We start from the raw sequence: 12,162 nt of genomic DNA, 5'->3' as shown, positions 1-12,162 counted from the left end.
CGTCCGCGCTATTCGAACCAGGCTTCGAGCCGGTTGCGGCCCTCGCGCTTGGCCTGGTAGAGGGCGGCGTCGGCATTGCGCATCAGCTCGGCCAGATCGCGCGTACCGGTGCGCAGCGACGCCAGGCCGAGACTGACCGTGAAGCCGATCTCGCGTCCGCCGCCGACCGCGACGCGCTGGGCCGCCGCGGCGCGACGCAGGCGCTGGCCGATCTCGGCCGCCGGCTGCTTGTTGGCGCGCGGCAGCAGCACCGCGAACTCCTCGCCGCCGATGCGGCCGACCACATCGACCTTGCGGGCCTCGGCGACCAGCATGCGCGCCAGCGCGACGATCACGCGGTCGCCGATGTCGTGCCCGTAGGTGTCGTTGATCTTCTTGAAGCGGTCGATGTCGATCAGCAGCAGCGACAGCGGCTCGGAAAATCGGCGCGCGCGTTCGATCTCCAGCGCCGCCGCCTCGACGAAGTGACCACGGTTGAACACGCCGGTCAGCGGGTCGCGGGTCGCGCGCTCGTAGAGCCGCTCCTCGCGCTGCTTGGCCTCGGTGATGTCCTGGAACACTTCGACGAAGCCGAGCAATTCGCCGCTCTCGGCGCGCACCGAGTCCAGCGCGCTGTGCGCGAGAAACTCGCCGCTGCTGCGCCGGCGCCGGCGCTGTTCGTCGCGCGAATGACGATTGGCGCGCACGAATTCGAGCGTGCGCCGCGGCAGGCCGTCGCGGACCGAATCGTCCGGGAACAGCGTCTCGAAATGCTTGCCGAGCACGTCACCGCGTGCATAGCCGGTGATCAGCTCGGCGCCCTGGTTCCAGCTGCTGATGAGACCGCCGCGGTCGATCAGGTAGATGCCGTAGCCGGTGACGCTGCGCACCATCTCCGAGTACTTCTCGGGGTGATTGCGCAGCAACTGCTCGTGCCGCTCGGGCCGCAGGTCGAAGCCAGGGCCTCCCGCTGCCGACGGGAAATGGGTCGGATCGTAGAGCGATGAACGGCTGACCATGCGGGCATTGTACGCGCGGCGCGGCGGCGCGCTGTCAGCAACGGCAGCGCAGACACGTCGGCAAGCGCGTAGACTGCGCGCCCTTTCCGCCCACGTGCCCCGCGATGCGCCAGGGTCTCGCCGCCGCCGCTGCCGCCTACCTGATCTGGGGCCTGTTCCCGATCTACTGGAAGCTGCTGCAGGTCGTGCCGGCACCGCAGATCATGGCGCACCGCATCGTCTGGTGCGCCGGCTTCGTCGGCCTGTGGCTGGCCGCGCGTGACGGCTTCTGCTGGCTGCGCGCATTGTCGCCGCGACTCGTCGCCTTGCTGGCCACCAGCGCACTGCTGATCGCGCTGAACTGGTGGCTGTACATCTGGGCGGTCAATGCCGGCCACATCGTCGAGACCAGCCTCGGCTACTTCATCAATCCGCTGGTCAGCGTGCTGATGGGCGTGCTGATCCTGCGCGAGCGTCTCAACCGCGCACAGTGGCTGGCCGTGGGCATCGCCGCCGCCGGCGTGCTCTGGCTCACCTGGCAGGCGGGCCGGTTGCCGTGGATCGCGCTGGCCCTGGCGCTGTCCTTCGGCAGTTATGGCCTGATCCGCAAGATCGCCGTCGTGCCGTCGGTCCGCGGCCTGGCCGTCGAAAGCGGTCTGCTGTTCCTGCCGGCGCTCGCGTTCCTGCTCGGGTCGGAAATCCACGGCAGCGGCAGCTTCGGCCATGTCTCGCTGCGCACCGATGCCCTGCTGATTGCCGGCGGCCTGGTCACCGCGCTGCCGCTGGTGCTGTTCGCGGTCGGCGCGCGCCGCATCCCGCTGTCGATGATCGGCCTGCTGCAATACCTCGCGCCGAGCCTGCAGCTGGCCTGCGGCGTGTTCCTGTTCGGCGAGCCGTTCACGTCGAATCAGGCCGTCGGCTTCGGCTGCATCTGGCTGGCGCTCGGGGTGTATGCATTGGATGGACTGTGGCGCGCACGCCGCTCCGTGCAGCCCGCCGCGGTCACGAACTGAGCGCGCAGCGCGCACCGGCAACGCCGCAAAGTCCGTGGGTTACACTCGAACATCGAAGAACCGGAACCGGGGCCATCGCGCACCGGACCGCTGGGGGCCGCGCCGCGTGCGCGAAATACGGAACGTCGGGCCATCGGGAGAGACATGCGCGCGTTGCTGAACCGGATCCTGTACGAACTGGTCTGGTGGCTGTTCCGGCCGTTCGGACGCTCGATCATCTATCGCACGGCGCCGCATCCGCTGCGCGAAGGTCTCAAGCTCGATCCGTCGCAGCCGGTCGTGTACGTGCTGTCCAGTCGCTCGTGGGTCGATTACTTCGTGCTCGACCGCATCTGCAAGCAGCTCGGACTGCCGCCCCCCAACCGCACCGGCTCGAACTTCCCGACGCCCGAACGCGCCGGCGTCGTCTACATGCCGGCGCTGCTGGAGACGCGCGTCCGCACCACCGACCTGCTGCGCGTGATCGAGACCGGCGTGGCGACCAAATCCTTCGAGGCGCAGATCGTGCCGGTGTCGATCTTCTGGGGGCGCGATCCGGGTTCCGAGACCAGCTGGTTCAAGCTGCTGTTCGCCGACAGCATCCAGGCCGGCCGCGTGCGCAAGTTCTTCATCATGCTCGCACACGGCCGCAACGTGTTCGCCAACTTCGGCCTGCCGCTGTCGTTCCGCGAGCAGATGGACAAGGGCCCGGACGCGGCGACCGCGATCCGCAAGCTCACCCGTGCGCTGCACTTCCACTTCCTGCGCGCGCGCACCGCGGCGCTGGGACCGACGCTGGTGCGCCGCAACGTCGTCATCGAATCTCTGCTCGCCAGTCCGGGCGTCCAGCGCGCGATCGAACAGGACACCGCCCCCGGACAGACACCGGACAAGGTGCGCGCCTACGCCCGCAAGTGCGCCGAGGAGATCGCCGCCGACTACTCCACCGCGAGCATCCGCTTCCTCGAGCGGTTCCTGAGCGTCGTCGTGTTCAAGCGCGTGTTCTCGGGGATCGACGTGCGCGGGCTGGACCGGGTGCGCGAGTGGGCGCAGCAGTACGAGATCGTGTACATGCCGGCGCACCGCTCGCACGCCGACTACCTGCTGGTGTCGTATTCGCTGTACCACGCCGGCCTGGTGCCGCCGCACATCGCCGCCGGCGTGAATCTCAATTTCTGGCCGGTCGGCGGCCTGCTGCGCCGCTGCGGCGCCTTCTACATGCGCCGCAGCTTCTCTGGCGATCGCATCTACACCGCGGTGTTCCGCGCCTATGTCGATTCGCTGATCCAGCGCGGCTATTCGATCGAGTTCTTTCCCGAAGGCGGACGCAGCCGCACCGGCCGCCTGCTGGCACCCAAGACCGGACTGCTGTCGATGGTCGTCGAAGCCGGCCTCAAGCAGACCACGCGCAAGGTGCTGCTGGTACCGGTGTTCATCGGCTACGACCGCTGCTGGGAAGTGGGCAGCTACTCGAAGGAACTGCGCGGCGCGAAGAAGCAGAAGGAATCCGCGGAGGGTCTGCTCAAGGCCGGCAAGATCCTCGGCCGCAGCTACGGCAAGGCGTACATCAACTTCGGCGAGCCGATCGCGCTGCAGGACTACGCCGACCGCCATCTGCCGGACTGGCGTGCACATTTCGTCTCGACCGATCAGGACCGCGCGCTGCCGGACGGATTCAAGCGCTTCGTCGCCGACCTCGCGCTCGAAAACGCGCGGCGCGTCAATGCCGCCGCCGTCGCCAACCCGACCGGGCTGGCCGCGCTGGCCTTGCTGTCGGCCCCGGAACGCGTCGTCTCGGAGGACGAGCTGGTCGAGCAGATCGGCCATCTCGTATGGCTGCTGAAGGGCAACCCCTACGGCGAGCACCAGCACATCCCGGAAGCGGCGCCGCGCACGATCGTCGATCTGAGCGCGGCCATCGCCCGCATCGCCCGCGTGCCGCACCCGTGGGGCGATCTGTACGGCATCTCGGCGCGCGACGCCGTCGCGCTGACCTACAACCGCAACAACATCCAGCATCTGTTCGCGATCCCGTCGCTGATCGCCAACTTCTTCCGCACGCGCCTGCTGCTGTCCGACGAGGTGATCAGCACCGGCGTGCGCGCACTCTACCCCTTCCTGCGCACCGAGTTCTTCCTGCGCTGGACCGCCGAGGAGACCGAAGCGGTGACGCGGCGCTGGCTGGAGGTGATGGTGCAGCTCGGCCTGCTGACCCGGGAGGGCGATCGCCTGCGCCGGCCGGACGCCAGCCAGCCCGCATACTCGACGCTGGCGATGCTCGGCCGCGTGCTCGGCGAAACACTGGAGCGCTATTGCATGACTGCGCTGCTGCTCGCCGAGGAACGCCGCAGCCGGCAGGAACTCCAGCGCGAGCGCTTCGAGGAGGACTGCCGCCTGCTCGCCGAGCGCATGGCGATCCTGACCGGACGCGACGCGCCGGAGTTCTTCGACAAGGCGCTGTTCCGCGGCTATCTGAACACGCTGATCGAGATCGGCCTGGTCGCCGACGGCGGAGAACGCGGCTTGATCGTCGATCCGCGCATCGACCGCATCGCCGAGCGCTCGCAGGAGCTGCTGTCCGACGAGTCGCGGCAGATGCTTTTGCAGCTGCTGTCGCGCCGCAAGCAGCCCGATCCCCCCCCTTCCGCCGAAGCCGCCTGAGCGCCGGGTCGCAGGGGTTCGGGAGCATCTGGCCGCTTTCGGGGCGCGCGCTATAATCGGCGCCGCCTGGGGCCTGTGCGCCCCATTTTTCGTATCCCCGGGGAACCATGAACAAGTCTTTCAAGTTGACCGCGACCGCGCTTGCGCTGGCGCTGATGGCAGGTTGCGCGAAGCAGGGCAAGGAGCCGGCCGCGCCGGCGACGCTGGACAGCGACGCGCAGAAGTTCGGCTACGCGATCGGCGTGGATCTGGGCAAGTCGCTGCAGCCGGTGAAGAACGACGTGGACATTGCCGCGCTCAAGGCCGGCCTCGACGATGCGTTCGCCGGGACGACGCCCAAGCTCGACGACGCGGCGCGCGAGGAGATCAAGAACACCATTGCCAAGAAGATGCACGAGCGGCAGAAGGCCGAGCGCGCCGCGCAGGCCGAGAAGGCCCTGAAGGAAGGCGAGGCCTTCCTCGCCGAAAACGCCAAGAAGGAAGGCGTCAAGACCACCGCGTCGGGCCTGCAGTACGAGGTGCTGACCGAGGGCAAGGGCGAGCATCCGACCGCGCAGGACCGCGTCACCGTCCACTACAAGGGCACGCTGATCAACGGCGAGGAATTCGACAGCTCCTACTCGCGCGGCCAGCCGGTGACCTTCCCGCTCGCCAACGTGATTCCGGGCTGGACCGAGGGCGTGCAGCTGATGACGCCGGGCTCCAAGTACAAGTTCTACATCCCGTCGAATCTCGCCTACGGCGAGCGCGGCGCCGGCGTGAAGATCGGCCCCAACGAAGCGCTGATCTTCGAAGTCGAGCTGATCTCGGTTGAGAAGCCCGAGGCGCCGAAGAAGGAAGGCAAGAAGTAGGACGCAGCGCAGCCATGAGAAAGGCCGGCTTTCGCCGGCCTTTTTCTTTCTCGTGACGGACGCTGCGCGCCGGAACTACTTGGTCGCCTGCTTCTGCACGTTGGCCGGATCGTAATACGACGGCGCGAACGGCATCTCCTGGGTTTCCGGGTCCTCGTTGTTCATCACCTGCGCGAGGTAACGATTGTTCTGCAGATCGTAGATCGTCTCGATCGCGATGCCCGGGAAGGGCTGATCGTAGGCCTGGAACTGGTGCGCCTCCTGCCAGCGCCACATCGCGCCGCGGCGGTCGTAGATGTCCACCAGCGCGATCTGCCAGGTGTCCTCGTCCAGATAGAAGCGGCGCTTGGCGTAGATGTGCGTCGTCGTCGGCTTGACCTCGCCCTCGACGATCCAGACGCGGTGCAGTTCGTAGCGCGTCAGGTCCTGGTTGATGTGGCCCTTCTGGATGATGTCGCGGTACTTGTACTGGTCGCTGTGGATCCTGTACGCGCTGTACGGGATATAGACCTCCTTCTTGCCGACGATCTTCCACGTGTAGCGGTCGGTCGCGCCATTGAAGGTGTCGGTCTGGTCGTTGGTGCGCAGGCCGTCGGCGCCGGTGCCCGGGTTGTCGTAGGCGACATTGGGCGCGCGCCGCAGCCGCCGCTGGCCGGGGTTGTACTGCCAGGCGCGGCGCGGCTCCTTGACCTGGTCCATCGTCTCGTGGACCAGCGTGATCGTGCCGGCCAGGCGCGGCGGCTGGGTCACGATCTGCAGGAAGTAGATGATGACGTTGTTGAGCGACTCCGGTGTCGCATCCTGCTGCGCGTAGGGGAAGTACACGTCCTCGCGCAGCGTCACCAGGTTGAAATCGCCGCTGGAGGTCACCGCCGCCTGGTTGTTCCAGCGCCGCCCGGACTGGCCGCGGTAACGGACCTTGTGGTTCCACACCGGCTCGACGCCCGACTTGGGAATCGGGAACGGCACGCCGACGATCGCGTTGACCAGCGCCTCGCCGCCACCGCCGAGTTCGGCGTTGAGCGCGTTCCTGTAGGTGGCCTCGACGACGAAATCGGGGTAGGCGGCCGTGCGCCGCGTCTGGAACACCGGCATCTTGTAGGACGCCGGGAACTTCTCGAACATCGCCTTCTGGCCTTCCGAGAGCTTGTCGGCGTACTGCTTGTAGTTCTGGCCGGTGATCGTGAACTGCGGCTTGTCGTCGGGGAACGGATCGCAGTAGCGCGTGCCTCGGCCCTTGTAGCACGGCGGCGAAGTCGTGTAGCCGCCGGTCCATTCCGGGATGCTGCCGTCCTTGTTGCCGGCACGCTCGCCACCCATCGGCGTGAGCGTGGTCTTGAGACGATCGGCCTCCTCGGGACTGACCTTGGCCGCGAGGGGCAGCGTGAACGACAACAGCGCCACCGCAATCGGCAATGCACGATTCATTTTATTTCTCCTCCAGGCGGACCCCGATGGGCCGTTTACGATAGATCAGTTTGCCGCGTCCGCCTAGCGTCGGGTTCGGCGCGGCCGGCCGAACGGCTTGCGCAGGCGGATGCCCGGCGCACCATCCTCGTAGTAGGCGGGCAGCCGCGCGGCCTCGACGTAGCCCAGCCCCCGGTACAAGCCCAGCGCCGCGACGTTGTCCGCGCGCACTTCGAGGCTCACGCCCTGGCGGCGTTCGCGTCGTGCCAGGCCATGCGCCGCCTCGACCAGCCGACGGCCGAGGCCGCACCCGCGGTAGCGCGGATCGACGGCGACCGAGTAGATGCGCGCCCAGTGGCTGTTGCGGCGCAGCAGCAGGATCAGCGCACCGGCGACCTCGCCGGCACGATCGGCGATCAGCACGCGCGCGCTCGGCACGCCGAGAAAGCGGCGCACGCTGCGCGCCGACATGCGATCACTGGGAAATGCCGCCTCCAGCGCGAGAATCCCGCCCGCATCGGCGGCACGCCCGCGGCGGATGCTCACGTCCGGCGCCGGCACGCGGCTCATGTGCGGGTGCGCGCCTCGAGGCGCCGGATGAAGTACTCCATGATGCGCCGGTACAGCGTCTCCTTGAGCACCAGATCCTCGATACCGTGGTCGATATTCGGGTTGTCGTTGACCTCGATGACCTTCACGACCTTGCCGAACTGCTTGAGATCGACACCGTAGAGTCCATTGCCGACCGCGCGGGCCGCGTCCACCGCGATCTTCAGCACCTGCGGCGGCACGTCCTCCACCGCCAGCGTCTCGTGACTCCCCTCGACCTTGGCGCCGTTGCCGGCGCGCTTGACCACCTGCCAGTGGTCCTTGGCCATGAAATAGCGGCAGGCATACAGCGGCTGGCCGTCGAGCACGCCGACGCGCCAGTCGTACTCGGTCGGTTCGAAGGACTGCCCGATGATCAGGTCCGAGCGTTCCAGCATGTCGCTGGCCTTGTCCTTGAGCTCGGCCGCGTTCTCGACCTTGATCACGCCCTTGGAGAACTGCGAATCCGGCTGCTTGAGCACGCAGGGGAAGCCCAGCTCGGCGGCGACCTGCTTGAGGTTGCGCGTGTGGATCAGCATGGTCTTCGGCTGCGGGATGCGGTGGCGCTCCATCAGCTGTGCGAGAAACACCTTGTTCGCGGCGCGCAGGATCGACAGCGGATCATCGACCACCACCAGACCTTCGCGCGCCGCCCGCCGCGCGAAGCGGTAGGTGTGATGGTTGACGGCGGTCGTCTCGCGGATGAACAGCGCGTCGAACTCGGCGACATGCCCGTAGTCGCTCTTGTCGATGAACTCGACGTCGAAGCCCAGGTCCTCGGCCGACTTCTCGAACAGCTTGAGCGCGCGCGCATTGGACGGCGGCTCCTTCTCGTCCTCGTTGACGAGGATCGCCAGATCGTAGCGCGACGGCTCCTTGCGCCGGCGCGGCGAGCGCTTGCGGGCGAAGTAGTCGCGAGCCGCCTCGAACAGGACTTCGTGGTGCGAGGCCGGCACTTCCCCCAGCGCGATCGGCCCCAGAGAATCGACGCGCCACTCCTCGCCGCGATAGACGAACTTGGCCTGCAGCAACGGCGCCGGGAACTGGTTGAACAACGCGCGCGCCAGGCGCTCGTGGCGCCTGGCCAGGCTCTCGCCGAAATAGACGTTCATCACGTACTCGCTGGACCCGATACGGGCCAGCGAGTGCTGGATCAGCTCCTCGACCTCGTCGTTGATGATGCTCGGCGACTCGGCGAGCTTGAGATCCTGGATGGTGGTGATCTCGGGGAGCGGCTTGTGCCCGCGGGCACCGGCCAGCAGCGACACGTAGTAGCCGCTGGACTGATAGGCGAACGACCGGCACAGGTTGTACACGCGCAGCCGCCGCGCGCGGGTGTGCAGTTCCTGCGTGAGATAGTCCCAGGCGGTCACGACTTCGATGCCGGGGATATCGACCGGCCAGTCGGACCGCTGATCGACGACGACGATGCCGCTCATGCGGCGGCGCCGGCCGGGCGGCCGTCGTCGAGGCAATCAGCTTGGGGAGGTTCGGACGGTCCGGGCATGAAAGTGGCTGTCGACGCCGCGGCGCCATCGTATTGAAGCGGGTCGCAAAAAACCAGAGCTGACAGTCGCCGGCTTTGCCCATACGCTTGCGCGCATTGCTGCGGGGTCGCCAGACCGGGGGTCGTTGCTCGTGAACATCGCCAGCGCTGGGCTGCGCGCTGCCGTCGCCGGCGCGCTGCTGAACATCGTCGCGGCGCATGCCGGCGACCCGCGTTTCGACGTCGTGCGCCGCGACGGCGAGGTCGTCCGCGAAAGCGGCGGCGACACCGAGCTGCAGGCGTCGGACACGGTGTCCGCCGGCGAGCGTGTCCGCACCGGTGCGGACGGCCATCTCGCGCTGCAGCTGCCGCCGGTCGGCACGCTGACGCTCGGCGCCGATACCGCACTCTATGTCCACAGCATCGAAGCGGAGGACCTGCCGGCGCGCAGCGCGCTCGCGCGGCTGGTGCTGGAGCAAGGCATCGCGCACGTGACCACGCGTTCGCAGCAGCGGCTGCCGCCGGCGGATCTGCGCATCAACGTCGGCGAGCTGCGGCTGCGCGTGTTCGGCGCGGAGATCTGGGTGGCGCGCGGCGCCGATGCCGAGGAAGTCTGCCTGCTCGCCGGTGCCATCGAGCTGCAGAGCCCCGCCGGCGCGCGGCGCCTCGACGAGCCCGGCCGCTGCCTGCGCCACACCGCATCCGGGCTGCAGGACCAGGACGCCCGCAGCACCGCGCAGATGGCGCCGCGGCTGAATCTCACCGCATTTCCCGGCGAAGCGGGCCAGCCATGGAACAAGGCCGCGGCTCGGCCACCGGCCGCCGCGGCGGACACCGGATTTCCGGCGGGCACGCCGGCGCCGGATCCCCTCCCTGTGCCGGTGCCGACGCCAGACACCGCATGGACGATCGTGCTCGCCTCGCTGCCCGACGCGGACGCGGCCGAACAGGAGGCGGCGCGCCTGCGCGGCGTGGGACTCGCGGCCCGTGTCGTCGAGAGCCGGCGCGCGGACGGCAACCCGACCTATCGCGTCATCACCGGCCGCTATGCCAGCAAGAGCGAGGCGGCGCCGGACATCCAGGCGATCCGCACGCGCCGCGGACTGCGCAACGCCTGGGTGGCCCCGCTGCCGTGAGCGTCGCCGGCCGCCTGTCCGTGATCGTGCCCACGCTCAACGAACGCGGCACGCTGCCGGACCTGCTCGACGACCTGCGCGCGCAGCAGGATCTGGACCTGGAATGCATCGTCGCCGACGCCAGCTCCGACGACGGCACCGCCGAGCTGGCGCGTGCGCGCGGTGCCACGGTGATCGACTGCGGACGCGGGCGCGGCTGGCAGATGAATGCCGGCGCACGGACCGCCAGCGGTGAATGGCTGCTGTTCCTGCATGCGGATTCCCGCCTCGACGATCCCCACCTGCTGCGCGACGCCCTGACGGCGCTGCAATCCGAGCCCGGCGGCGAGGCCATCGTCGCCGGCCATTTCCGTCTGCGCTTCGCCCGCAGCGGTCCGGGCCACGAGCGCTTCTTCCGGTTTCTGGAAGCCAAGAGCGCCAGCAATCGCCGTCACACCATCAACGGCGACCAGGGCCTGCTGATCGCACGCCGGCACTTCGAACGGCTCGGCGGCTACGACGAATCGCTGCCGATCTTCGAGGACCAGCGCATCGCCGCACGCATCTTCGCCTGCGGACGCTGGGTCCTGCTGCCGGGTACGCTGACCACGTCGGCGCGGCGCTTCGAGGCCGAGGGACACGCGGCGCGCTACGCGCTGATGGCGATCATGATGGGCGCGCACGCCGCCGGCCTGGACGAGTTTCTGCGCGCCGCGCCACGGCTGTACGTCCCGCAGGGCGAAGCCCGTGCACTGCAGCTGGCGGTGTTCCGCCGTGCGCTGCGCGAACTGCTCGCGCAGCGCAGCCTGCGCGAAACGCTCGACGCGGTCTGGCAATGCGGCCGCCTGGCCCGCGACAACGCCTGGCAGCTCGCGCTGCTGCTCGACCTGCGCCACGGCGCGCGCGGCTGCGACGGTCCGGCTCTGCACCTCTTCGACCGCCGCATCGCGCCGCTGCTCGACAATCCGCTGGCCGACGGCCTCGCCGCAGTGCTGGCCGCATTCTGGTTCTTTGCCTGGCTGCCGCTGCAGCGCGGCCTCTGATCCCGCAACACCGCCCGGACCCGCCCATGAGCCGCAACCGCCTGTCCCGCGCCGTCGCCGCGCTCGATGTCCTTCCCGCAGCACTGGCGCGTCGCGCGATCACGCTGCTGTTCAACACGCAGGTGCGCTTCGCGGGAACCGCCGGCCTGCGCTTCGAGGAGCTGTCGGCCGAGCGTGCCGTCGTCGTGATCGACAACCGGCGCAGGGTCCGGAATCACATCGGCGGCGTGCATGCGGCGGCGATGGCGCTGCTCGCCGAAACCGCGACCGGCGCGGTGTTCGGCATGAACGTGCCGGACTCGGCCCTGCCCCTGCTCAAGTCCCTGCACGTCGATTACCTCAGGCGTGCGCGGGGCGCGCTGCGCGCCGTCGCCACGCTCGACGCCGCGGCGCGCGCACGCATCGCCGACGCGGCACGCGGGGACCTCGTCGTGCCGGTGCGCGTGACCGACGAATCCGGCGAGGAGCCGATCCGCTGCGAGCTGCGCTGGGCCTGGGTGCCGGCAAGCGGCCGCTAGCGCGGCGCGCCGTCGGCGATCCACTGGCGGATCACCGCGACCGTCTCGGCCGACAGCGGTGCCTGGCCATCCGGCATGCGGTTGCCTGCGGCCTGCGTGCCTTCGAGCTTGTCGATCAGGTAGCTGGTGTCCGGGCTGCCGGCTTCGACGCGGAACCGCGACGGAACCTGGACACTGCGCACCTCGACCAGCTGGTCGTAGCTGGTCTGCGCATCGTCCAGCCGCAGGCTCTCCCGCGCAGCGGAACCCCGATGGCAACCCGAGGTCGCGCAGCGCGGCGTGAACACCTGGGCCTGGATCGATTCGAGGGTCGGCTGCAACGCATCCGGTTGCGGCGCACCGCCGTCACCGCCTCCGCCGCCGCAAGCGGCCAGCAGCAGCCATGGGAGAAAACCGAGGCCTCGACAGAACCTGTTCATCGCTGACCAGTCCTTTCCAATCCAGAGATGAGCCTGAAGGGTGGGTCTGAGTGAGGGGCTGTCAGGCGGCGGGACGCTGGGCTTTGCTGATGGAAAGGAACAACT

11 protein-coding genes are annotated in these 12,162 nt (G+C 68.7%); 6 read left to right on the top strand and 5 right to left on the bottom strand.

Annotation, left to right across the window (positions count from 1 at the left end; all coding sequences use genetic code 11):
* Positions 1-8 precede the first annotated feature (8 nt).
* A complete protein-coding gene (locus AAG565_RS13490; protein WP_348820145.1) occupies positions 9-998 on the bottom strand; it encodes a diguanylate cyclase in 990 nt (329 codons plus the stop codon).
* Between the two features lie 104 nt (positions 999-1,102).
* On the opposite strand from AAG565_RS13490, the gene rarD reads away from it, so the two are divergent.
* The 3 genes from rarD (at position 1,103) to AAG565_RS13475 (ending at position 5,481) form a co-directional block, all read left to right on the top strand.
* The gene (gene rarD, locus AAG565_RS13485; protein ID WP_348820144.1) at positions 1,103-1,990 is read left to right on the top strand and encodes an EamA family transporter RarD; all 888 of its coding nucleotides are present in this window, start codon (positions 1,103-1,105) and stop codon (positions 1,988-1,990) included.
* A 144-nt stretch (positions 1,991-2,134) separates the two neighbouring features.
* Complete coding sequence (gene plsB / locus AAG565_RS13480; protein ID WP_348820143.1) at positions 2,135-4,630, top strand: glycerol-3-phosphate 1-O-acyltransferase PlsB; 2,496 nt, start codon at positions 2,135-2,137, stop codon at positions 4,628-4,630.
* Between the two features lie 107 nt (positions 4,631-4,737).
* Positions 4,738-5,481, top strand: coding sequence for an FKBP-type peptidyl-prolyl cis-trans isomerase (locus AAG565_RS13475; RefSeq protein ID WP_348820142.1), 744 nt, complete (start codon positions 4,738-4,740; stop codon positions 5,479-5,481).
* A 75-nt stretch (positions 5,482-5,556) separates the two neighbouring features.
* Here the strand turns inward: AAG565_RS13475 and AAG565_RS13470 are convergent, their stop codons facing one another.
* From AAG565_RS13470 to AAG565_RS13460, 3 genes are all read right to left on the bottom strand, one after another.
* Positions 5,557-6,909, bottom strand: coding sequence for a DUF1329 domain-containing protein (locus AAG565_RS13470; RefSeq protein WP_348820141.1), 1,353 nt, complete (start codon positions 6,907-6,909; stop codon positions 5,557-5,559).
* A gap of 63 nt (positions 6,910-6,972) precedes the next feature.
* Positions 6,973-7,458 (bottom strand): N-acetyltransferase, encoded by a 486-nt coding sequence (locus AAG565_RS13465; protein WP_348820140.1) that lies wholly within the window; start codon positions 7,456-7,458, stop codon positions 6,973-6,975.
* Complete coding sequence (locus tag AAG565_RS13460) at positions 7,455-8,915, bottom strand: RimK family protein (protein ID WP_348820139.1); 1,461 nt, start codon at positions 8,913-8,915, stop codon at positions 7,455-7,457. Before AAG565_RS13460 ends, AAG565_RS13465 begins: the two co-directional genes overlap by 4 nt.
* 199 nt (positions 8,916-9,114) lie before the next feature.
* Between AAG565_RS13460 and AAG565_RS13455 the strand changes: the two genes are divergently transcribed.
* From AAG565_RS13455 to AAG565_RS13445, 3 genes are read left to right on the top strand one after another with little or no spacing between them, the layout of a single operon-like run.
* Positions 9,115-10,098 (top strand): SPOR domain-containing protein, encoded by a 984-nt coding sequence (locus tag AAG565_RS13455; protein WP_348820138.1) that lies wholly within the window; start codon positions 9,115-9,117, stop codon positions 10,096-10,098.
* Positions 10,095-11,120 (top strand): TIGR04283 family arsenosugar biosynthesis glycosyltransferase, encoded by a 1,026-nt coding sequence (locus AAG565_RS13450; protein ID WP_348820137.1) that lies wholly within the window; start codon positions 10,095-10,097, stop codon positions 11,118-11,120. The genes AAG565_RS13455 and AAG565_RS13450 overlap by 4 nt, the downstream gene beginning before the upstream one ends.
* 26 nt (positions 11,121-11,146) lie before the next feature.
* Positions 11,147-11,638 carry a DUF4442 domain-containing protein gene (locus AAG565_RS13445; protein WP_348820136.1) on the top strand — a complete coding sequence of 164 codons (492 nt, stop codon included), beginning with the start codon at positions 11,147-11,149 and terminating at the stop codon, positions 11,636-11,638.
* Here the strand turns inward: AAG565_RS13445 and AAG565_RS13440 are convergent.
* Positions 11,635-12,057 (bottom strand): hypothetical protein, encoded by a 423-nt coding sequence (locus tag AAG565_RS13440; protein ID WP_348820135.1) that lies wholly within the window; start codon positions 12,055-12,057, stop codon positions 11,635-11,637. The genes AAG565_RS13445 and AAG565_RS13440 overlap by 4 nt on opposite strands.
* Positions 12,058-12,162 lie beyond the last annotated feature (105 nt).

Origin of the sequence: Fontimonas sp. SYSU GA230001, assembly GCF_040066175.1 — a bacterium.
GTDB lineage: Bacteria > Pseudomonadota > Gammaproteobacteria > Nevskiales > Nevskiaceae > Solimonas.
Note: the sequence above shows the minus strand (reverse complement) of the source record. Positions and strands in the feature narration are given on the sequence as shown.